22 protein-coding genes, 1 pseudogene and 1 riboswitch are annotated in these 21,184 nt (G+C 65.1%); of the genes and pseudogenes, 15 read left to right on the top strand and 8 right to left on the bottom strand.

Going from position 1 to position 21,184, the window contains the following annotated elements:
• Positions 1-26 precede the first annotated feature (26 nt).
• Positions 27-2,294, bottom strand: a complete 2,268-nt coding sequence (gene parC / locus ACOYW5_RS06010; protein WP_423068343.1) for a DNA topoisomerase IV subunit A — start codon at positions 2,292-2,294, stop codon at positions 27-29.
• 165 nt (positions 2,295-2,459) lie between these two features.
• Here parC and ACOYW5_RS06005 point away from each other — a divergent pair, with 165 nt between their 5' ends.
• On the top strand, positions 2,460-2,933 hold the full coding sequence (locus ACOYW5_RS06005; protein WP_423068342.1) for a SixA phosphatase family protein: 474 nt from the start codon (positions 2,460-2,462) through the stop codon (positions 2,931-2,933).
• Positions 2,934-2,960: 27 nt separating this feature from the next.
• On the opposite strand, the gene ACOYW5_RS06000 is transcribed toward ACOYW5_RS06005, so the two are convergent.
• Complete coding sequence (locus ACOYW5_RS06000; protein ID WP_423068341.1) at positions 2,961-3,395, bottom strand: BA14K family protein; 435 nt, start codon at positions 3,393-3,395, stop codon at positions 2,961-2,963.
• A 121-nt stretch (positions 3,396-3,516) separates the two neighbouring features.
• A riboswitch (ZMP/ZTP riboswitch) is annotated at positions 3,517-3,598 on the top strand.
• Positions 3,599-3,738: 140 nt separating this feature from the next.
• Here ACOYW5_RS06000 and glyA point away from each other — a divergent pair.
• The 4 genes and pseudogenes from glyA to ACOYW5_RS05980 all read left to right on the top strand — a co-directional run bounded on the left by glyA (position 3,739) and on the right by ACOYW5_RS05980 (position 7,371).
• On the top strand, positions 3,739-5,043 hold the full coding sequence (glyA, locus tag ACOYW5_RS05995) for a serine hydroxymethyltransferase (protein WP_423068340.1): 1,305 nt from the start codon (positions 3,739-3,741) through the stop codon (positions 5,041-5,043).
• A 45-nt stretch (positions 5,044-5,088) separates the two neighbouring features.
• Positions 5,089-5,650 (top strand): annotated as a pseudogene (nrdR, locus tag ACOYW5_RS05990) (transcriptional regulator NrdR).
• Between the two features lie 2 nt (positions 5,651-5,652).
• Positions 5,653-6,153 (top strand): transcription antitermination factor NusB, encoded by a 501-nt coding sequence (nusB, locus tag ACOYW5_RS05985; RefSeq protein WP_423068339.1) that lies wholly within the window; start codon positions 5,653-5,655, stop codon positions 6,151-6,153.
• Between the two features lie 6 nt (positions 6,154-6,159).
• Positions 6,160-7,371, top strand: coding sequence for an MFS transporter (locus ACOYW5_RS05980; protein WP_423068338.1), 1,212 nt, complete (start codon positions 6,160-6,162; stop codon positions 7,369-7,371).
• A gap of 55 nt (positions 7,372-7,426) precedes the next feature.
• On the opposite strand, the gene ACOYW5_RS05975 is transcribed toward ACOYW5_RS05980, so the two are convergent.
• On the bottom strand, positions 7,427-7,876 hold the full coding sequence (locus ACOYW5_RS05975) for an outer membrane protein assembly factor BamE (protein ID WP_423068337.1): 450 nt from the start codon (positions 7,874-7,876) through the stop codon (positions 7,427-7,429).
• A 160-nt stretch (positions 7,877-8,036) separates the two neighbouring features.
• On the opposite strand from ACOYW5_RS05975, the gene ACOYW5_RS05970 reads away from it, so the two are divergent.
• From ACOYW5_RS05970 to ACOYW5_RS05950, 5 genes are all read left to right on the top strand, one after another.
• Positions 8,037-8,564, top strand: a complete 528-nt coding sequence (locus ACOYW5_RS05970; protein ID WP_423068336.1) for a ubiquinol-cytochrome C chaperone family protein — start codon at positions 8,037-8,039, stop codon at positions 8,562-8,564.
• Entirely contained in the window at positions 8,561-9,115 is a 555-nt protein-coding gene (locus ACOYW5_RS05965; RefSeq protein WP_423068335.1) for a DUF177 domain-containing protein, read from the top strand. Before ACOYW5_RS05970 ends, ACOYW5_RS05965 begins: the two co-directional genes overlap by 4 nt.
• A gap of 245 nt (positions 9,116-9,360) precedes the next feature.
• On the top strand, positions 9,361-10,434 hold the full coding sequence (gene plsX, locus ACOYW5_RS05960) for a phosphate acyltransferase PlsX (RefSeq protein ID WP_423068334.1): 1,074 nt from the start codon (positions 9,361-9,363) through the stop codon (positions 10,432-10,434).
• Entirely contained in the window at positions 10,431-11,399 is a 969-nt protein-coding gene (locus ACOYW5_RS05955; RefSeq protein ID WP_423068333.1) for a beta-ketoacyl-ACP synthase III, read from the top strand. The genes plsX and ACOYW5_RS05955 overlap by 4 nt, the downstream gene beginning before the upstream one ends.
• Positions 11,400-11,509: 110 nt before the next feature.
• Positions 11,510-13,141, top strand: coding sequence for a hypothetical protein (locus ACOYW5_RS05950; RefSeq protein WP_423068332.1), 1,632 nt, complete (start codon positions 11,510-11,512; stop codon positions 13,139-13,141).
• A 10-nt stretch (positions 13,142-13,151) separates the two neighbouring features.
• On the opposite strand, the gene ACOYW5_RS05945 is transcribed toward ACOYW5_RS05950, so the two are convergent.
• The 3 genes from ACOYW5_RS05945 to ACOYW5_RS05935 are packed head-to-tail and all read right to left on the bottom strand — an operon-like array spanning position 13,152 to position 16,188.
• The gene (locus ACOYW5_RS05945) at positions 13,152-14,246 is read right to left on the bottom strand and encodes a glycosyltransferase (protein ID WP_423068331.1); all 1,095 of its coding nucleotides are present in this window, start codon (positions 14,244-14,246) and stop codon (positions 13,152-13,154) included.
• A complete protein-coding gene (locus tag ACOYW5_RS05940; protein ID WP_423068330.1) occupies positions 14,243-15,220 on the bottom strand; it encodes a lysylphosphatidylglycerol synthase domain-containing protein in 978 nt (325 codons plus the stop codon). The genes ACOYW5_RS05945 and ACOYW5_RS05940 overlap by 4 nt, the downstream gene beginning before the upstream one ends.
• Positions 15,217-16,188 (bottom strand): glycosyltransferase family 2 protein, encoded by a 972-nt coding sequence (locus ACOYW5_RS05935; RefSeq protein ID WP_423068329.1) that lies wholly within the window; start codon positions 16,186-16,188, stop codon positions 15,217-15,219. The genes ACOYW5_RS05940 and ACOYW5_RS05935 overlap by 4 nt, the downstream gene beginning before the upstream one ends.
• A gap of 299 nt (positions 16,189-16,487) precedes the next feature.
• Between ACOYW5_RS05935 and ACOYW5_RS05930 the strand changes: the two genes are divergently transcribed.
• Both ACOYW5_RS05930 and ACOYW5_RS05925 read left to right on the top strand, forming a co-directional pair.
• Entirely contained in the window at positions 16,488-16,799 is a 312-nt protein-coding gene (locus ACOYW5_RS05930) for an integration host factor subunit alpha (protein ID WP_423068328.1), read from the top strand.
• 26 nt (positions 16,800-16,825) lie between these two features.
• Positions 16,826-17,347 (top strand): MerR family transcriptional regulator, encoded by a 522-nt coding sequence (locus ACOYW5_RS05925; protein WP_423068327.1) that lies wholly within the window; start codon positions 16,826-16,828, stop codon positions 17,345-17,347.
• Between the two features lie 56 nt (positions 17,348-17,403).
• On the opposite strand, the gene ACOYW5_RS05920 is transcribed toward ACOYW5_RS05925, so the two are convergent.
• Positions 17,404-17,667 carry a hypothetical protein gene (locus tag ACOYW5_RS05920; RefSeq protein WP_423068326.1) on the bottom strand — a complete coding sequence of 88 codons (264 nt, stop codon included), beginning with the start codon at positions 17,665-17,667 and terminating at the stop codon, positions 17,404-17,406.
• Between the two features lie 201 nt (positions 17,668-17,868).
• Here ACOYW5_RS05920 and ACOYW5_RS05915 point away from each other — a divergent pair, with 201 nt between their 5' ends.
• Positions 17,869-18,240, top strand: a complete 372-nt coding sequence (locus ACOYW5_RS05915) for a response regulator (protein WP_423068325.1) — start codon at positions 17,869-17,871, stop codon at positions 18,238-18,240.
• A gap of 27 nt (positions 18,241-18,267) precedes the next feature.
• Here ACOYW5_RS05915 and ACOYW5_RS05910 read toward each other — a convergent pair whose 3' ends face one another.
• Positions 18,268-19,803 carry an MDR family MFS transporter gene (locus ACOYW5_RS05910; RefSeq protein ID WP_423068324.1) on the bottom strand — a complete coding sequence of 512 codons (1,536 nt, stop codon included), beginning with the start codon at positions 19,801-19,803 and terminating at the stop codon, positions 18,268-18,270.
• Positions 19,804-19,921: 118 nt separating this feature from the next.
• On the opposite strand from ACOYW5_RS05910, the gene ACOYW5_RS05905 reads away from it, so the two are divergent.
• Positions 19,922-20,578: a MarR family winged helix-turn-helix transcriptional regulator gene (locus ACOYW5_RS05905; protein ID WP_423068323.1), complete on the top strand. Its 657-nt coding sequence runs from the start codon at positions 19,922-19,924 to the stop codon at positions 20,576-20,578.
• Positions 20,579-20,617: 39 nt separating this feature from the next.
• A complete protein-coding gene (gene ybaK / locus ACOYW5_RS05900) occupies positions 20,618-21,091 on the top strand; it encodes a Cys-tRNA(Pro) deacylase (RefSeq protein ID WP_423068322.1) in 474 nt (157 codons plus the stop codon).
• The last annotated feature ends 93 nt before the right edge of the window (positions 21,092-21,184 follow it).

The following is a 21,184-nucleotide window of genomic DNA, read 5'->3' as shown; positions in this document are numbered from 1 at the left end:
GTGCGGACCTGGGTCCGCGCCGCCCACTACCCCGTGAACCTGTTGTTTCGCGGGAAGCCGGTCGGCGGTTGCCTGCCGGCGTCGGCGCGGTTGCCGAGCCATTCGGCGAGTTCGGCCATGGTCTTGGTGTAGGTCCGACCTGACGAGTCCTGCCAGGTGAGACCGGCCGCCGCCGGGAAGGTCTTGAGGTCGCTCAGCCCGCCGTCCTTGTACTTCTGCAGGCGGACGCCCTTGCCGCGCGACATTTCCGGGAGCTGCTCGAGCGGGAAGACGATCAGCTTGCGGTTGTCGCCGATCGCCGCGACCACGTCGCCCTCGACCGGCACGATGAGCCTTGCCTCCTCGGTGCCCGAGAGGTTGAGCACCTGCTTGCCCTTGCGGGTGTTGGCGATCAGTTCGTCCTCGCTGACGACGAAGCCGTCGCCCTTGCGTGAGGCGACGACGCGCTTCCGGCCGGGGCGGTAGACGAACAGGTCGACGATGTCCTGGCCTTCCTCCATGTCGACCATCAGGCGAACGGGTTCGCCCTGGCTGCGGCCGCCGGGTAGGCGGTCGCCTGCGAGCGTGAAGACCTTGCCGCCGGTGGAGAGTAGCAGCAGCTTGTCAGTGGTCTGGGCGTGGATGAAGCGCTTCAGCCGGTCGCCGGTCTTGAAGCCCTTTTCGTCGATGTCGGTGGTGTGACCGCGCATCGAGCGGATCCAGCCCTTTTCGGAGAGGATCACCGTGATCGGCTCGCGCTCGATCATCTGCGTCGCGACCTCGTCATGGTCGATGACCAAGGCCTCGGCGAAGTCGGTCTTCCGGCGCCACAACTGGTGCGGCGCGCCGTTCTTGTCCAACTTCGGGTAGGCCTTCTTGAGGTCGGCGATCTGCTTCGAGATCTCGCCCCACTGCTTGCGATCCGAGGCCAGCAGCGCTTCGAGATGCGCTTCTTCCTCGCTCAGCGCCTTGTGCTCGGTGCGGAGCTCGATTTCCTCGAGCTTGCGCAGGGAGCGGAGCCGCATGTTGAGGATGGCTTCCGCCTGCACGTCGCTGAGGTCGAACGTCGCCATCAGCGAGGCCTTGGCATCGTCCTCCTCGCGGATGATGCGGATCACCTCATCGAGGTTGAGATAGGCGATGATGTAGCCGTCGAGCACTTCGAGGCGGCGGGCGATGTTGGCCAGCCGGTTCCTGGTGCGGCGGACGAGCACATCCTTGCGGTGCTCGAGCCAGGCAACGATCACCTCCTTGAGGCCCATGACGCGCGGGATCGTGCCCTTGTCGAGGACATTCATGTTGAGGCTGATGCGCTGCTCCAGATCGCTGAGCTTGAACAGCTGCTCCATCAGGATGTTCGGATCGACCGTGCCGGCGCGCGGCTCGATGACGAGACGGATGTCGTCGGCGCTCTCGTCGCGGATGTCCTTGAGCAGTGGCAGCTTCTTGTTCAGCAGCAGCTCGGCGATCTTTTCGACGAGCCGTGACTTCTGCACGCCGTAGGGGATCTCGGTGACGACGATCTGGTAGACGCCGCGGCCCTTGTCTTCCCGGATCCACCGGGCGCGCAGGCGGAACGAGCCGCGGCCGGTCTCGTAGGAATTGAGGATCGACGACTGGGTCTCGACAAGGATGCCGCCGGTGGGGAAATCCGGGCCCGGGATGAACTGCATCAGCTCGGCCGTGCCGGCGGACGGGTTCATGATCAGGTGCAGCGCGGCGTCGCAGATCTCGTCGACATTGTGCGGCGGGATCGAGGTCGCCATGCCCACGGCGATGCCCTGCGCACCGTTGGCGAGGAGGTTCGGGAAGTTGGCGGGGAGGACGACAGGCTCTTCGCTCGAGCCGTCATAGGTCGGCTTGAAGTCGACCGCGTCGTCGTTGATGCCATCCATGAGGCGCATCGCGACGTCGGTCATGCGCGTTTCGGTATAGCGCATCGCCGCGGCGCCATCGCCGTCGATATTGCCGAAATTGCCCTGGCCGTCGGCCAGCGGGTAGCGCATTGAGAAATCCTGCGCGAGGCGGACGAGGGCGTCGTAGATGGACTGGTCGCCGTGCGGATGGAACGAGCCCATCACGTCGCCGACCACCTTGGCGGATTTCTTGTAAGCGCCATCGGGATCGAGGCGGAGCAGGCGCATACCGTGGAGGATGCGGCGGTGCACCGGCTTCAGGCCGTCGCGCGCATCGGGTAGGGCGCGCTGTGTGATCGTCGAAAGGGCGTAGGACAGGTAGCGCTCTTCGAGGGCGCGGCGCAGGTCGACGACAGCGGTATGCTCGCCGGATGGGGGCGTGGTCTTGTCGTCGCTCATCGGTGGGTCAGGCTCATGCGAATCATGTCGGCACTATAGCGACAAGCCCGGCTGCCCGGGCGTAAAGCGTGGCCACATCTCACGGAGAACGGCGGCCCAGCGGCCGCTTCGGTTGCGCGGAAAATCCCACCCAGTAGGATTGGCGTCTCGTAGCGGAGCGTGCCCATGCTGAAACTGATCCTCGTCCGGCATGCCAAATCGGCCTGGGGCGACGCCACGCTGGCGGATTTCGATCGTCCCCTGGCGCCACGTGGGCGGCACGCTGCGGCTTGGGTCGGCACTGCGCTCCAGGAGCGGGCTATCGCGCCGGAGCTGATCCTCTGCTCGCCGGCGGCGAGGACGCGGGAGACGTTGCGGCTGGCCGCATTGGATGGGGCGGTGCAGTTCGAGCCGCAAGTCTACGAAGATCGCGATGGCGACTATCTCGACTTGCTCCGTGCGGTGGAAGGCTCACCGTCTCCGCTGGTACTTATCGGGCACAACTCGGCCACTGCGGTAACCGCCGCACTACTAGCGGGCAGCCGCGACGATTTTCCAACCGCGGCCTTTGCGGTCATCGAGCTGGCGATCGCGGAGTGGCGCGAGCTGCGCGCGGGGCAGGGGACGCTCGTGGAGTACTGCGTCCCGCCGAAGGACTAGGGCGCCTCGGAAGGCGCCCCGCTGTTGTCAGAGATTGCAGTAGTGATAGTCGCCGTCATAGCCGAGGAACATGTCGGTCTCGGCATTGTAGGACCGGTAGCGGGCCTCGCAGGCGGCGACATGATCGTCGAAATCGCCGTCGTAGCTGTCATAGCCGCGGTCGCGGTTCATGCTGGAAAAAATGGCGGCGCCGACGGCAAAGCCAAACAGGCCAGCCGCGACCGAGCCGACATTCGGCCGGTTCCACAGGTACCAGTCACGATAGTTGTTCTTGCCCCAATGCTTGCGATTGTGTTTCCAGTCATCGCAGCCCTTCCAGTTCGGGTGGGCGAGGCACTGCTGGGAAACATAGCGTTCCTGCTGGCCGATGCTGACCGAGACATTGGCAGCGCTGGCCGGGGCGGGGATTGCCATCATGCCGGCGAGGACTGTTGCAAGGGCGGCGGAAGCGATCTTGTGCATGGTTTGACTCCAAGTGTTCTTGTTGTGGTGACGCTGGTCAAACCAAACGCGCAGAAGCGCCCGAGGTTGCCCGGAGACCGGGGATTGGGGCTTTTCCAGCCCGCTCAACTCTGCGATAAGGGAACGTTCGCGCGACTGGCGAGATCAGATGGGGCACCATCGGGGAACGCGAACGTTAGCTGCCGCTCGCCTGGGCACCCTCTCGATCCTTCATGGGAGCCCGCATGACCCTGACAATCCATTCCCCTCGCCAGGCTGTCGCCAGCTTGGAATCGCCGGAGCCCGCGTGCTACACGCTCGCGATCCGAAACGCCCTCCACATCGTATGCCCCGGGAGCTGCCAATGAGCGCCGCCGCCAACCTTCCGCTCTTTCCCCGCTTCTTCTCCAACACGCTGGCCGACACCGATCCCGAGATCGCCGAGGCCATCAAGCTGGAGCTGGGTCGCCAGCAGCACGAGATCGAGCTGATCGCGTCCGAAAACATCGTGTCCAGGGCCGTGCTCGAGGCCCAGGGCTCGATCATGACCAACAAGTATGCTGAGGGCTACCCGGGCAAGCGCTACTATGGCGGCTGCCAGTATGTCGACATCGCGGAAAACCTGGCGATCGAGCGGGCCAAGGAACTGTTCGACGCGGGGTTTGCCAACGTGCAGCCGAACTCCGGCTCGCAGATGAACCAGGCGGTGTTCCTCGCGCTGCTGGAGCCCGGCGACACGTTCATGGGGCTCGACCTCAACTCGGGCGGTCACCTGACGCACGGCTCGCCGGTCAACATGAGCGGCAAGTGGTTCAAGGTGATCTCCTACGGCGTGCGCCAGGACGACCATCTGCTCGACATGGAAGAGGTTGCCCGGAAGGCCCGCGAGCATAAGCCCAAGCTGATCCTTGCCGGCGGCACCGCTTACTCCCGCGTCTGGGACTGGAAGCGCTTCCGCGAGATCGCCGACGAAGTGGGTGCCTATCTGATGGTGGATATGGCCCACATCGCCGGGCTCGTCGCCGGTGGCGTGCATCCCTCGCCAGTGCCGCATGCACATGTGACGACCACCACCACGCACAAGAGCCTGCGCGGGCCTCGTGGCGGCATGATCCTCAGCAACGACGAGGCGATCGCCAAGAAGATCAACTCGGCGGTGTTCCCGGGCCTGCAGGGCGGGCCGCTGATGCATGTCATCGCGGCCAAGGCCGTGGCGCTCAGGGAAGCGCTGCAGCCCGAGTTCAAGGCCTATGCCCGCCAGGTAGTCGCCAACGCCCGTACGCTCTCGGCCACGCTCATCGAGCAGGGCCTCCAGGTCGTTTCTGGCGGCACCGACAACCACCTGATGCTGGTCGACCTGCGGCCAAAGAACGCCACGGGCAAGCGGGCGGAAGCCGGCCTCGGCCGCGCCTTCATCACCTGCAACAAGAACGGCATCCCGTTCGACCCGGAGAAGCCGTTCGTGACCTCGGGCATCCGCCTCGGCACCCCGGCCGGCACCACCCGCGGCTTCGGCGAGGCCGAATTCCGCGAGATCGGGCAACTGATCGTCGAGGTGCTGGACGGCTTGCGTGAAGCCAATTCCGACGAGGGCAACGCGGCTGTCGAAGCAGCGGTGCGCGAGAAGGTGAAGGCGCTCACGGCGCGCTTCCCGATCTACGCCGACTAAGAGCATGGCTTCGCGACCCGCGAAGCGTCGTTGGAGAAAGATGGCATGCGCTGTCCCTATTGCGGAAATGACGATACGCAGGTCAAGGACAGCCGGCCGACCGAGGATTCCAACTCGATCCGCCGCCGCCGCATCTGTCCCAGTTGCGGCGGCCGCTTCACCACCTTTGAGCGCGTGCAACTGCGCGAGCTGATGGTGGTGAAGAAGTCCGGCCGGCGCGTGCCGTTCGACCGAGATAAGCTCACGCGCTCGGTGAACACGGCGCTGCGCAAGCGGGACGTCGAGCCCGAGCGTGTCGAGCGCATGATCTCCGGCGTCGTGCGTCAACTCGAGAGCCTGGGCGAAGTCGAGGTGACATCGGACCAGATCGGCGAGTTCGTCATGGAGGGGCTGAAGGGCCTCGATGACGTGGCCTTTGTCCGCTTTGCCTCGGTCTACAAGAATTTTTCCGCTGCTGACGACTTTCGGTCGTTCCTGACCGAACTCGGCGACGACGACCGCCGCAAGCCCAATCAGGACGATTGAGATTGCGGTTTCACCGCCCGACGGGGTAATCCTGAGGGCAGAACATTGCGCACCAAGCGCGAACAAGAGAACGACTTTCTAGATATGGCCGATCCCAAGCCACGTGATCCCTCAGTTTCCCGCACGGCCAACCAGCGTGGTGCGGCGCGGCTGGCAGCGGTGCAGGCGCTTTACCAAATGGATGTCGGGCGCCAGTCGCTCGAGGACACACTGAGCCAGTTCGGCACCATCCACGTTGGGCGCGAGATCGAGGGTGAGGAATACCTGCCCGCCGACGCCGATTTCTTCCGCCAGATCGTTACCGGGGTGATCAAAGGCCAGTTGCAGATCGACCCGGCCGTGGACCAGGCGCTGGTCGATACATGGCCTATGGGCCGTATTGACGCAACGCTTCGGGCCATCCTACGTGCTGCAGTATTCGAATTGCTGAAGCGCAAGGATATTCCCTCCCGCGTGGTGATTACCGAGTACGTCGACGTCGCCAAAGCCTTCTATGAGGACGAGGCGCCCAAGATGGTCAACGCGGTGCTCGATCAGGTCGCCAAGACCGCCGGGCGGGACAACGATCCGGTGAAGACAAGGTAGTATTCTATGGACGAGCGTGCCGTGAGTGTAGGGTCGCCCGTCCGGAATATTGGTTTGCTCGCTGCAGCCCAGGCGACCATGGGGTCGAACCAGGCGATCCTGATGTCGATCGCCTCGCTTACCACCGCCGGCATGGTGGCCGACAAGGCCTTCGCGACCATCCCCGTTACGCTGATGATCATCGGCACTGCGCTCTGCACCGGGCCCGCGGCCTGGATGATTCACTCGTGGGGGCGACGGAACGGCCTCGTTTTCGGGGCCGCGATCGCCATTCCTGCCGCGCTGGTTGCGGGTTTTGCCGCCTGGATAGGCTGGTTCTGGCTGTTCTGCGCGGCGCTGGCAGCGCTGGGTGCACCGGCGGCTTTCGCCAATCAATATCGCTTCGCGGCCGCCGACAGCGTGCCGGCCGCGCTGAAATCGCGAGCGATTTCATGGGTTTTGTTTGGCGGTGTGGTCTCCGGCTTCCTCGGGCCGCAGATCAGCGCCCATACCAAGGACTGGATTCCCGGGCACGAGTTCACCGCGACTTACCTCGTGATGGCGCTGCTGGCCGTCGTCGCGATTGCCGTGCTGTGGCTAACGCGGCTGGCGCCGACCGTGCGGCGTGCGGCGGATCGCAAGGCCGGGCGATCGATCGCTAAGCTGTTGCGGGATCGAACGATTTGGGTACCGATGCTGGCGGCCTCGGCGGCGTATTCGCTGATGGTGCTGGTGATGGTCGCGGCGCCGCTGGCCATGGTCTACGTGTGCGGGCATACCAGCGAGGAAGCGGCGTTCGCCATCCAGTGGCACATCGTCGCGATGTTCGCGCCGAGTTTCATCACCGGCGCGGTAATCCAGCGTCTGGGCGCCCCCATGACGGCGGCGATTGGGCTCTTGGCGATCATCGCCGCGGCAGGGGTAAGCCTCCACGGCATCACCACGCTGCACTTCGATATTTCGCTGATTCTATTGGGTGTTGGCTGGAACTTCGGATTCATCGCTGCAACCGCGATGCTGGCCGTGGCTTACCGCCCGGAAGAGGCGGCGCGGGTGCAGGGGCTGAACGAGCAGGTGGTGTTCGGCGTGATGGCCGTCGCCTCGATCGCCTCGGGCGTGCTGCTGGAACTGGTGGGCTGGCAGACGATCAACCTGATCGCCATCGTGGTGGCGACCGGTGCGATCGTCATCCTGGCCTGGGGCGCGATGACGCCAAACAGGGCAGCAGAGCTGACCTGATGAACGGCGCTTCCTGAACGGTGGATCAACCGATCCTGAACGGCTTTTCGTGCCGTCAGATCGAGCTGATGATCGACTCGATGAAGGTGCGGTCCTGTCCGTAGGACGGGGTGCGGCGGCTGTCGATGGTGAACGACTTGCCGTCCTTGATGCCGAGCCGCTCGGTGTCGACGACCTTGCCCTTCTTGTCGAAGTAGATGACGAGCAGGGTGCGCTCCTTGCTGAGCTCCATGCCGAAGGCCGTCTGCGAGACTTTTTCGCCGAGGTAGTACCAGGCGTTCTCGTTCTGGAAGCTGTTGGTGATCTGCGGCGAGCCAAGCACGGCAGTGACGAGCGCAGTGCTCTGGCCGACGCGAATCTGCTGCACTGCGTCGTCCGAGATGGAATAGCCGCGCTGGCGCTGCTGGGTGAGGCTCATGCCGCTCGAGCACGCAGATAGCGTGACGCCAACCAGCACGGCGGCGGTGATCGGGAGGAGAACTCGAGTTGCGGTGCGCAGAGGCATCAGTTTGACTTTCCCGATCGCTGTCTACTATTAGCTCGGCTTGAGCCGGGCGGGCACTGTGTAGCTGTCAATGGCGCCCGCTGGCAAGCTGGCTAGGCCCTCGACCCGAACCCTTCCACACCGGCAGCTGACCGTACCGCACAAGAGCGGAGTGCCACTGATGATATTGAAGTTGTTCAGGAAAAACCCTGCCCCAGACGCTGTTTATGCCGTCTATACAGCCATTGTGGCGCAATCCCGGCAGCCCGTGTTCTATGCCGAGTGGGGCGTCCCGGACACGGTGACCGGCCGCTTCGACATGATCTCGCTGCATCTGGCGCTGGTATTCCGGCGCCTGCGGCATGAAAAGAAGGTCGGCATCGAGTTCGGCCAGGCGCTTTTCGATCTGTTTTTCAAGGACATGGACCGCTCGCTACGCGAATTGGGGGCAGGTGATCTGAGCGTGCCCAAGAAGGTGCGGAAGATGACGGAGATCTTCTATGCGCTCATGACCGGCGTAAACGAAGCCATCGACCGCGGTGATCGCGCCGGTGTCGAGGTGGTGCTGCGGCGCAACGTATTCGGCGAAGCCGAGGCCGGCCGGGCCGACGAACTGGCGAGCTACCTTTTCACACAGGCCGATTCGCTGGCCACGCAGCCGCTCGACGCGATTGCCGGCGGCCATATCGACATGGCGGTGGCAGCATGAACCCCAAGCCCGCTCCGTTCCGCATCGCCGGCGCCGATATCCGGCTCGATTCGATGCCCACCAACGGTCGCGACCTGACACTCGATGTCGGTGCCGAGGATCGGCTCGCTGCCGCCGACCTGCTCGGCATTACGGCGGTGGAGAAGCTGCACGTGCGGCTCCATGCCGTGCGCTTCAAGGGCGGCATCCGCGTCAACGGTCGGCTGGTCGCGACGACGGTGCAGCCCAGCGTCGTGTCGCTGGAACCGGTGGTGCAGGAAATCGCCGAACCGATCGACCGCGTGTTCCTGCCCGGCGGCGAGAAGGCCTATGCCGGTCCGGCCGATGCCGAAATCTTCGTCGACCTTGACGGCGAGGACGTGCCCGACCATTTCGAAGGCAACGAGGCCGATATGTCCGACCTCGTGCTGGAGACACTGGCGCTTGCACTCGATCCCTATCCGAAGAATCCGGGGGAAAGTGTCGGCGCGCTGGGCGATGACGGCGACACCGAAAGCGACCTGCCATTCGCCGGCCTCAAAATACTCAAGACTCCCGAGGACAAGGGGTAGGGCTGCCCTGTGGCTGCCTGCAGCAGCCGCGAGGAGTGGGCCAGGGGTGGCCCAATGACTGCCACAAACACGGTGTCATCCCTGCCTTCGCAGGGATGACATCCGGAGTGTGGCGATGACAGCCGGATGTGTGGCCGCAACAGGTGCAGGATCAACGCTTCTCACTAGAGGTGTTCGGTTCTCTGAGGTAAGCGTTTGACGAGCAATTCATCCGTTCCCGTGCGGAACGTAGGACCCAAGCGGCGATGAGCGACAGCATCCGTATTTCCGTGGACGCCATGGGCGGCGACAAGGGCCCGCGCGTGGCGGTCGAGGGCGCCTATCTGTTCTGGCGTGAGCGCAAGAACACCACCTACATTTTCCACGGCCGCGACGCCGACCTCGCGCCGCTGATCGAGCAATTCCCGGCGCTGAAGCCGATCTCGCGGATCGTCCACTGCGACAACGTCATCTCGATGGAAGAAAAGCCCAGCCAGGCGTTGCGCAAGGGCAGGGGCAACTCGTCCATGTGGGCAGCGCTGCAATCGGTGAAGGACGGCGAGGCCGATGTCGCCATCTCCGGTGGCAACACAGGCGCGCTGATGGCCATGGCGACCTTCTGTTTGAGGCCGATCGAGGGCATCTCGCGTCCCGCCATCGCAGCGCTGTGGCCGACGCTACGGACCGACATCATCGTGCTCGATGTGGGCGCGACCGTCGGTGGCGATGCCAAGCAACTGACCGACTTCTCGATTCTCGGCGCTGCACTGGCGCGGGCGCTGTTCGACCAGGACCTGCCGACGGTCGGTCTGCTCAATGTCGGCACCGAAGAGATGAAGGGCCACGACGAGGTCAAGGAAGCCGCACGGATTCTGCAGGCTGCGAGCGGTGAGGGCTTTGTCTATCACGGCTTCGTCGAGGGCGACGACATCGGCAAGGGCACGGTGGACGTCGTGGTCACCGAGGGCTTTGCCGGCAATATCGCGCTGAAGACCGCCGAAGGCACGGCCCGGCAGGTTGGCAGCTATATCCGCGATGCGCTAAAGGCCGACATCATCTCGATGCTCGGCGCGGCGATTGCCGGACAGGCGCTGGAGGCGTTGAAGCGCAAGCTCGACCCGCGCAACATCAATGGCGGCGTGTTCCTGGGGCTGAACGGCGTCGTCATCAAGTCGCATGGCGGCACCGACGAAATCGGCTTCAAAGGCGCGCTCGGCCTTGCCTACGAAATGGCGCGCAGCCGGGTGATGGACAAGATCGCCGAAGGCATGCGCCGCTTTCCCACCCTCAACGCAGCGCCGGCTCCGGCCGCTGCCGAACCCGAGGCCAAACCCGCGTGACGAATACCAGAAACATCATCCGCAGCGTTGGGGCGTATCTGCCGACGCGCGTCATGACCAATGACGACCTGGCCAAGATCGTCGATACATCCGACGAGTGGATCCAGCAGCGTACCGGCATCAAGCAGCGCCACGTTGCCGCCGAAGGCGAGAACACCTCCGACCTTGCCGCCGCCGCCGGGCGCCGGGCGCTCGAGAATGCCGGCCTCGAGATCGGCGAAATCGACCTGATCGTGGTTGCGACGACGACCCCGGACATGACCTTCCCCGCCACCGCTGCCGTGGTGCAGCAGAAGCTCGGCATGCACCATGGCGCCGCCTTCGACATCCAGGCGGTGTGCTCGGGCTTTGTCTATGCGGTCGCGACGGCCGACTCGTACCTCAAGAACGGGCTGTCGAAGCGCACGCTGGTGATCGGCGCCGAGACCGCGACGCGTATTCTCGACTGGAACGACCGCACCACCTGCGTGCTGTTCGGCGATGGCGCCGGCGCGGTGATCATGGAGCCGGCCAAGGGTGGCGAGGAGCGCGGCGTGCTCGCGACGTCGCTGCGCTCGGACGGGCACCACTGGAATAAGCTCTACACCGATGGCGGCCCGAGCTCGACGCAGTCGATGGGCCATGTCCGCATGGAGGGCAAGGAGGTCTTCAAGCACGCGGTCGGCATGATCACCGACGTGGTCTACAAGGTGCTCGAGGATACCGGCCACACCATCGACGACCTCGACTGGTTCGTGCCGCACCAGGCCAACAAGCGCATCATCGACGGTGCCGGCGTCAAGCTCGGCCTGCCGCCCGAAAAGGTGGTGGTGACAGTGGATCGCCACGCCAATACGTCCGCCGCTTCAGTGCCGCTGGCTCTGCACACCGCCGTCTCCGACGGACGCATCAAGCGCGGTGACCTCGTGATGATCGAGGCCATGGGCGGCGGGTTCACCTGGGGTGCCTCGCTGATCCGGTGGTAAGCTAGCGGCCCTTGTCGGGGGTCGATCCGCCCGACATTCTTTGCGCGTCTCACCGAGTCGCAGCGCAGGGCATCGTCGTGCAGGAGAATGGACCCGGGGACCGGTCAGCGGTGCCCGAGAGCGACTGGCGCCTGGTGCTGGTGGCGACGCTTGCCGTGTTCGCTGTCTACGCGATCTCAACCTGGTCGCGGACGCTGCCCATCATCTCGCAGGATGAGCTCGGCTTCATTTCGCAATCGCAACTGCTTGGCGGCGTGCCGGCGGTGAACATGGGCTCGGCGCCCTATTACCACTTCGGCTATTCGCTGCTGCTGGTGCCGGTCTGGTGGATCACCCAGGACCCATTGCAGGCCTATAAGAGCTTCATGCTGATCAACGCAGTGCTCGCTGCGTTGCTGCTGCCCGCGCTTGTCGGGATCGCGGGTGCGCTCGGTTTCCGGCGCTCGCCACTCCTGCTCGCTGCCGCGGCGGTTGTCGCACTTTGGCCGTCCTATTTCTTCGTTGCCCACTACGCGTGGTCGGAGGCGCTGTTTCGGCTGGTGTTCGCCGTGCATGTGCTGGCGCTGTTGCGGCTCGTGGGACAGCCGCGCATGGGCTGGGCCGTGCTGTTCGCGGTCAGCGGAGTGGCGCTCTACGCCGTCCATCCCAAGGCGCTGCTGATCCTGCTGCTCGCGCCCGCGACGCTCATCGCTCTGCGCGGCATGCGGGCGCTCGACACGCGAACGATGCTCATGGCGGTGGTTGTGCTCGGCGTGGCAGCTGGGACCGTGATGCTGGCAATGGGTAACCTGCACGGGCTGCTCTGGCACGACGGCGGCTATTCGACCGAACGGGCAATGCTGGCCCGGCTGCTTCGCCCCGAGGCACTGCTGACGGGGCTTGCGGTCCTGCTGGGGCAGCTCTGGTATCAACTGACGGCGAGCCTTGGGCTGGCCGCGATCGGCATATGGTACGTGCTGCGATATGTGGGGCGTCCGGGCGCTCCGGCCCTGCGGTGGGCTGTCGGCTACGTGCTGGTTGCTGCCCTTGCTGTGGGGCTGGCCTCTGTGGCGCAGATGCTCGATCCGCAGCGGGTCGATCATGTCGCCTACGGGCGCTACATCGACGGTGCCTCGGTGCTGCTGGTCTGGCTGGGTCTCTGCTGGCTGCTGTTCGGCGAGCGCGGCAAGGGGCAGCGGGTCGCGGGGCTGGTGGCCATCGGCATCGTAGTGCTGGGGGGCGCGGTCCTGGCCGCGCTGCCGACCGTGGCCGCGCTAATGCCGGCGCATCCGGAGAACGTCGCGGGGATCGGGTGGACCTTCCTCACAGGCTCAACGCCGCTGCAATTCTTCGGGATCAACGCCCTGCTGTTCGCGGCCCTGGCAGGGCTGCTGCTGCTCCTGGGGCAGGCCGGGCGGTTGGCGCTGGTCGCAGTGTTCGTTCTGGGATCGACCGTGGTGATCTCGACTTACCTTGCAGTGCAGTCCCGCGCGCAGCTGCAGTATCTCTCGGCCGATGCGGCGGCGATCCGGGGCACCGGGTTGGCAACGCTCTACTGGACCGATGAGGTCCGCGACCGGAAGCTGTGGTCCTATCACCTGCAGTACACGCTCGGCGCCACGTTCATCGCGCGAGAGGCAACCTTGCCGGCAGGAGCGGGGTTGGTCTCGGCCGAGCGGGATACCGACGGGCTTGTCTGCGCGGTGGCGCTGTCGAACGGTCTGTACGTGCTCGCCGGCCCGCCACACACGGCAGGCTGCTAGCGCCCGGGGGTCACGCCAGGATGTGACGCGCGAAGCGTTCCCAGGTCAGGGTGCGGCCGAACTCCATGGCATGGTCTCCCGCCATGGCGGTCTGGTGTCTGTCGAGCCGGGCGATGATCTCGCTCAGGCTCCGGGCGTCGCCCGTGGGAAACAGCCATCCGCTCTTGCCATTCTCGATGGTCGAGGCGAGGCCGGGAAGGTCGCTTGCAATGACCGCCCGGCCATAGCGGCAGGCGAGTGGTACGACGCCTGATCCGCTGACCGCGCGGTAGGGCAGCACGACGGCATCAGCGCGGGCAAAGAGTTCGGCCGTGTCCGCATCGCTGACATGGCCGGGACGGATTTCGACCATGTCGGTCAAGCCAAGGCGAGTGATCTGTGCCCGTAGCTGGTCCTCCCCCTGCCAGAACTCGCCGGCGATGGTGAGGCGCACATCCCGGCGGCCACTGAGCGCCAGGGCCTCAATGGCGATGTCGAGCCCCTTGTAGGGACGCACGAGGCCGTAAAACAACAGTTCGAGTGCCCTCTGCCGGGCAAGGGCACCAAGCGGCTGCGGGAAATCGTCGAAGACGGGATGTGGCAGGATCGCAACCGGAGCGCCGGGAGAAATAGCACGCACCGCGTCCGCAAGGGTGTCGTTGTGGGTGACGTAGCGGTCAGCTTGGGCCAGCTGCCACTTGCTCAACCGGTTTTTCCACCAGGCAGCTTCGTGATCGACGGCGTTGTGAACGATCGCGCATACCGGCACCCCTTGCCGTCGCAGGCTGCGAGCGATGGTTCCGAGGGCGGGGGCGAGAACGAACGTCCAGACCGGGATGACCGCCAGATCGGGTTGCCACCGTGCGACCTGCGATGCCGCCCGGTGCCAGCTCAGCGGGTTCATCCCGTCGAGGCCGGATGCTATGGTCAGCCCTTCGGGCGGGCGCAGGTCGGCGGAACGTTCGGAGCTGCCGGGATAGATCCAATTGCGGTATTGGCGCGAGAAGGACCAGAGCCGCACCTCTGCAAGCTGCGCCAGCGCCTGAGCGGTCGCCGCCGTGTGCCGCGCGACTCCGCTGCGGATCGGCGGCACCGGGCCGATGACCGCGATGCGGCGTTGCGTCATGCCCGAACAAGCCGCCGCAGGCACAGCCCGAGGCCGAAGCCGATCGCATCGGTCAGCGTGGTCGCGATCCGCAGGCCGAGAGCGGCGAGCAGTGCTGCCTCGGTGCCGGTGACCGGCGCAACGAGCGCGAGCAGCACAGCCTCGCGAACACCCAGCCCACCAGGGGCGCCCGGAGTAATCAGGCCGAGGGTCCAGGCAGTGGCCACCGCGGCAGTCAGGAAGAAGTAGTCCGCTTCAGCGTGGGGCGCGACCTGATGCGCAATCGCCGTGAAGATTGCTCCCATCAGGGCGACGTTGAGCAAGTAGCAGCCGAACGCGACTACCAGATCCGCGGCTCGGGGTGCGGTCAGCGCGCGCAGGTAATCCGGCCACTTCCATGCCGCGAACGCTATCGCCACGGCGATCGCGCCGAGCAGAATTGCCGGAAGCAGCGCGGCCGCAGGGGAGAAGTGAACCAGGCCATAGAGTTCGGGCAGCTCGCTGCTGCGGATCGATGCGAACGCTATGGCCACCAGCGTCGCCGCAAGTGCCGATCCTGCCAGTTCGATCAGGATGGCCACGCCTACCGGAGCGGGCGAGAGCCCCGCGTTCCGCGACATCACCAACCGGCCCGCGTGATGAACGACGTTCCCCGGCAGATATTTCGTGAACTGCGAGACCATGAGGATGCTGAGTGCCGAGCCGAAGTGCGAAGGCTCGCCCATGCCCTTCAGGAGCCGGTGAAATGCCGCGGCCGCAAGGATGAAACCCAGTTGTCCAAATGCTGCCAGCACGCAGAGGAGGGCCAGCAACCGGCTGTCAGCGATGAGCGGCCCGATCGCCGACCAGTGCATTGCCAGCGCGGCAACGAAGAACAGGCCGCTCAGCACGAAGGCGGCGAGGCCGAGATAGTGGATTATCCGCTGGGAGAAATGCGGCGGCGCGTCCCCGGATGCCTCGGCGCGCGCTGGCGCACCATCGGCCGGACCGGTCATGACACCAGTTCCCTGGGCTGGGCGGCCTGCTGAAGCTCGGCTCGCAGCTGGCGCTCGCGAATTTCCTCGAGCAGGCGGCGATTGGTGGCGATGAGATCGGCGAGGATGCCCCCGACCGCGAGGATGCCCGAAACTGCCAGCAGCCCGGCGGCCAGCACCAGCGACTGGATGTTGCCCGCGCCCTCGCCGATGGCGAAGTGGTAGAGGAAGCGCACGATGACGATCAGCGCAGGCAGGGCGACCAGCGCCGCCAGCCCGAGGAAGAAGCGCAGCGGCTTGTAGAGCACGAAGATCCGGATGACCGTCAGGATCGAGCGCATCACGTAGCTGCCGATGCTGCGGACCAGCCGCGACGGCCTGAGGTCGCCGTTGACGCCCACCGGCACCGAAGCGATGGCAATGCCGTTGCGCCCCGCCTGGATGATCGTTTCGAGCGTGTAGGTGTAGGAATTGAAGACGTTCATCCGAACCGCGGCATCGCGGTGAATGGCGCGGAAGCCGCTCGGCGCGTCGGCGACCACGGTGCCGCTCGCCTGCTTCACCACCCACGACCCCAACCGTTGCAGGAACTTTTTGATCGGCGAGAAATGCGCGATCTCCTCGATCGGCCGCGCGCCGACGACGATCAGCGCCCGGCGCGCCAGGATGGGCGCCACGAGGTCCGGAATCGAGCGCGCGTCGTACTGGTTGTCCGCGTCGGTATTGACGATGACGTCGGCGCCGAGCCGTAGCGCGGCCTCAATCCCCGCCATGAAGGCGCGGGCCAGGCCCTGGTTGGTCGGAAGCGACACGACATGGTCGACACCGCCTCGACGCGCCACCTCGACGGTCCGGTCGGTGGAGCCGTCGTCGATCACCAGCCACTCGACGCGGTCGAAGCCTGCGACCGCCCGCGGCAGGTTGGCAAGCGTGATCGCGAGGGTCGCTTCCTCGTTGAGACACGGTATCTGGATGATCAGCTTATGCACGGAGGATCCGACGGTAAGGCCCGGTCGACGGCGTGTGTCACCGGCTCGAAAATGCCCCGGAAGTCCGAATTCCCCGTTAACTCGGGCTGTGCGATGTGCCGGACCGCCCACACTGGGGCATCGCGGCCCGTCCGGGACAGGCTCCTCAGCCGGTCATTTGAACGCTGCAATTGCTCCTAGCCTTTGATAGATCAGCCAGATTGCCAGTGGGGCGCACCCGCGTTAATCTTTCTTCACAATCCGTAGGTGGGGGCGCCTGACGGGACTAAGCCGGTGCGGCGATTAGTGGAGGGGCGGTAATGACACAGAAGACGGTCACGCGGGCAGATCTGGCGGAGGCGGTATACGAGGCAGTGGGTCTGTCGCGCACCGAATCGGCGGAGTTGGTCGAGCGCGTCCTTGACCTCATCGGTGATGCGCTGGTGGAGGGTCAGCACGTCAAGCTGAGTTCGTTCGGATCGTTCCAGGTGCGCTCGAAAAACCAGCGCATCGGCCGTAATCCGAAGACCGGCGAGGAGGTGCCGATCCTGCCACGACAGGTTCTGGTGTTCAAACCGTCCAACGTGTTGAAATCCAAGATCAACAAATCTATGGTCCGGTCTGGAAAATAAGACTCTTTCCGGGCGGGTGAGTCCTTTTGGACAAGTCTCCAGACGCTTTCCGTACGATCTCCGAGGCAGCCGACGAGCTGGATCTGCCGCAGCACGTGCTGCGCTTCTGGGAGACGCGATTCTCGACCATCAAGCCGCTGAAGCGCGGCGGCGGCCGGCGCTATTACCGGCCCGAGGACGTGACCCTGCTCAAGGGCATTCGTCACCTGCTCTATGATCAGGGCTTTACCATCAAGGGCGTGCAGCGGATCCTGAAGGACCAGGGCATCCGCTACGTCATCGCTATCGGCGAGGGCCGTCCCGTCGAGGCGCTGTCGCCGCCGTCCGAGATGGCCGACGACGAGGATTTCGTCGCCGAGTCCGCCGTGATGCCCGAGATCGAAACCGATGCGGATGGGCAGCAGGCCGCCGCGCCGCGCGGCCTGAAGCTCCCGAGCTTTAAGCCGAAGCCGGCGGGCCTGACCTCCGCCGATCGCGACCGGCTCTCCGACGTGCTGCGCGAACTGCTCGACTGCAAGCGACTGCTGGAGCGCGCCCGCGAGGGGTAAGGACGGCGCAGACGCTGAAATGAAGAAGGGCCCCGCTGGGGCCCTTCTTCATTCCGCTAGTCGCCCGTACCGTCGATGGACCGGTCGGGTGCCTTTGCGTCAAGCACCCCGTAGGACTGCGACGAACCGTTTCCGGCGTCCTGCACGTCCCCGTCGACACGGAGGCCGCGGCGCAGGAGTTCACGCACGGCGGACGCGCGGCTTGGCATCCGGTTAGCGAACCGGAAATCGTCAAGAGCGCGGAGTTCATTGGGCTCCAGCATGATCTGGAGCCGCTCGCCGCGCTGGAGGTCGTTGCCCTTGTAGGTCTTCTCGGTCATGGGAAATGTCTGGCTGCTAATCCTACTCATTCAACTCATTGCGCGAGCTTTGGTTGCGCTCAGTGAGTAACTTACTCATTCGGCGCGTGGGGCTGCATCCGTGCAATAGCCTAACTTCGGTTTTCCTCGACCTTTGGCGGCGCAGCGCGCAACCTGACGCTCAAAGAGGTAGGTGCCATGTTCAACGAGCTGCAGTCTGGGATGTCAGACGTCGGGACCGTCCTCGTACTCGAGGACGAAATGCTGGTCGCCGTGGTGATGGAGGACTGCCTGCGCGACCTCGGCGCGATCGATGTCGTCATCTGCACGACCCTCCGTGAAGCGGAGAGTGCGCTTGCGACGCGGCGGATCGACTGCGCCGTCCTCGATGTGCGGGTTGGCGGTTCGCCGTGTTTCCCGATCGCCGACAAACTGGCCGAGCAGGCTATCCCGTTCGTCTTCGCCAGCGCCTCCATGCCGGAGGAGTTTCCCGAGCGGCACCTCGATCGCGAGCGGTTGTCGAAGCCGTTCTCGAACGAGCAACTGGTCGAGGTCGTACTAGCCGCAATCGCAGCGGTACCGGTCAAGGCCTGAGGGGGCCCGCGTGAGCCCCCCGTTGCGTCAGCCCCGCTTCGGGATCTGGATGTCCTTGAGCAGCAGCGTCAGGGCCGTGTTGAGTGCGTAGACGCCCGCCAGGAACAGGAACAGTACGTTGAAGCCGCTCGTGTAGTGGCTGAGGACGATCTCGCGCGTTGCCTCGGGCAGGCCGGCCGCGATATGCGGGCTGAGGCTGGTGAGCCCGCCCGGGATGGCCGCCGCGACATCGGCAGGGAGTTGCGCGTCCTGTGCGGTCAGTGCCCAGGTCATCACGGCGCCGTTGACCGCGAGGCCGAGGGAAGCGCCGATGGTGCGGGCCTGCGTGATGAGGCCGGTACCGGCGCCGATATCCTGCAGCGGGGTGGCAGCCTGGATGGCCACCATCAGCACCTGGAACTGCAGGCCCATTGAGATGCCGAACACCGCCATGAGCAGCGCCATGATCCAGACCGGCGTATGCGCGTCGACGAAGGTGTAGCCCACCATCAGCAGGGCGCCGATGGCCATGGCGGCAACCGGCATCCACTTGTAGCGGCCGGTGCGGGCGATGATGCGGCCGGCGAGCATCGAGACGATCATCGAAGTGGCTGACGCCGGCAGGAACAGGAAGCCGACTTCGGCGGGCCCGAACCCGGTAATCACCTGAAAGTAGAGCGCGAAGTAGAAGAACTGGCCGAGCGTCACGATGCCGGCGAGCAGCGAAACCAGCGTCACGATGGTGATGGTGTGGTTCTGGAACAGGCGCAGCGGCACGATCGGCTCGGCGGCCCGGCGCTCGGTGACGACGAACCAGATGGCCGCGGCGATGCCGATCACCGGCAGGGCGAAGGTGAGAAGATCCGGGCCGGCGGGGTCGATGACGTGATCGCCCCAGTAGACGATGGCGGTGGTGGCGATGGCGAGCAGCGCGCCGCCGAGATAGTCGACCTTGTGCTTTTTCTCGGTGAACTTCGACTGCATGGCGAAAAAGATCAGGGCGAGGACGACGATGCCGACCGGCAGGTTGACGAGGAACACCCAGCGCCAGCCGAAAAGGCTGGTGATGTAGCCGCCGGCGACCGGCCCGAGGATCGAGCTCAGCGCAAACACTGCGGATGAATAGCCCTGGTACTTGGCGCGGTCGCGCGGGCCGAACAACTCGCCGATCATGGCGAAAGCCGAAACCATGAGCCCGCCGCCGCCGATGCCCTGCAGCACGCGCGCGGCGATCAGCGATTCCATCGACCAGGCCATGCCGCAGACGGCCGAGCCGATGAGGAAGAGGACGATGGCGACCATGACCACGTTCTTGCGGCCATACATGTCGCCGAGCTTGCCGTAGAACGGCGCTACCGCGGCGGTGGAGAGCAGATAGGACGAGCCCACCCAGCCGAAGAGATGCAGGTTGCCGAGTTCCCCGGCGATGGTAGGGAGCGCGGTGACGACGATCTGCATGTCGAGGGTCGCCATGAACATCGCGATCAGGGCGGCGAAATAAACGAGCAGCGTCGCGCGATCGGGCCGGGCAGGGGCCTCGGCCGGCGCGGCGGCTGCGGAAACGGGCGATGCGTCAGCAGACATGGAGTATCTCCGAAACTCGGAGGCGGTTTATGTGCCTCGGGCAAATCCGTGTCAACGACAATTATGTGACATCAGCATATAATTGACCGGCGCATGCATTTATGCTACCGCGGCGCCCATGACCAGCAGCAAGACCGGCACCAGCCGCGAGCCATTTACTGACCTTCCGACCATCTGCCAGACCCGCGGCGACCGCGAGATGGTGGAGTTGGCCGAGCAAAGCGGTCTGTCGCCCAACGCGGCAGAGGCTGTCGCGACGATCGACGCGGTGATGCACAAGATGCGCCGCTCGATCCAGCGCCGCGAGTTTGGCCGGCAGGTGATGGCTCAGATGGACCCAAGCCTCGATGTCAGCCACCTCGATGCGGTCAGTGCCATAGCGCACAAGGGCGAAGAGATCGCCGAGGTGACGGTTGGCCTCGTGGCCGAGCGGCTCGGCATCGACCCTTCGCGCGCCAGCCGGGTCACGTCCGATCTCGTCGAGCGCGGCTATGCACTGCGCGTGGCATCGCAGCAGGACGCACGGCGCATCTGTCTCGAGCTGACCGAGAAGGGCGCCAACTTCGTCGAGGCGATACGGCGCAACAAGGTGCAGCTTTTCACCCGCGCGCTGGCGCAGTGGAACGAGCACGAACTGATGGTGTTCGCCGCGCTGTTCGAGCGCTTCTCGAACTGGGCGACCGACGAGAACGGTGCCGCGCGTTCGGCCGAGAATATCCGCCGGCTGCTCGACGAAGCCGAGAGCAAGCCGAAGGAAACCGCAGACGCGAAGTAGCGGCTGGACGGGCGGCGCGGGTCGCCGTAACCCTTGCGCATGTCCAAGACCACTGCTGCAACGCTGGCGCTGACGAAGGCCGGCATCGCCTTCACGCCGTTCCCCTATGAGTACGACCCGGACGCGCCGCGCATCGGCCTGCAGGCGGCCGAGGCGCTCGGCCGCTCGCCCGACCAGGTGTTCAAGACGCTGATGGCCGAGGTGGACGGCAAACCTGTCTGCGTCGTCGTGCCGTCGGACTGCGAAGTCAGCATGAAGAAACTCGCGGCGGCCTTCGGCGGCAAGTCCGCCAACATGATGAAGCCGGCCGACGCCGAGCGGCTCACCGGCTTCAAGGTTGGCGGCATCAGCCCCTTCGGGCAGCGGAAGCGGGTGCCGACCGCGATGGACGAGACGGCGGAGCTGTTCGACGAGGTGCTGATCAATGGCGGGCAACGTGGCCTGCTGATCGGGCTGAAGCCCGCGGACGCTACGCGGGCGGCCGAGATGAAGCTCGTCGATCTCGTTGCTTGATTTCGATTCCTGACCAACGTTATCCACTTTTCATCAGTAGTATCAACTAAGTAGACATAGTCGTTGGGCTCGGGCTTCGAGCATGTTAGCCGT

It is taken from the genome of Devosia sp. CN2-171 (assembly GCF_049354815.1).
GTDB lineage: Bacteria > Pseudomonadota > Alphaproteobacteria > Rhizobiales > Devosiaceae > Devosia_A.
This window is presented reverse-complemented; position numbering and strand designations above follow the sequence as displayed.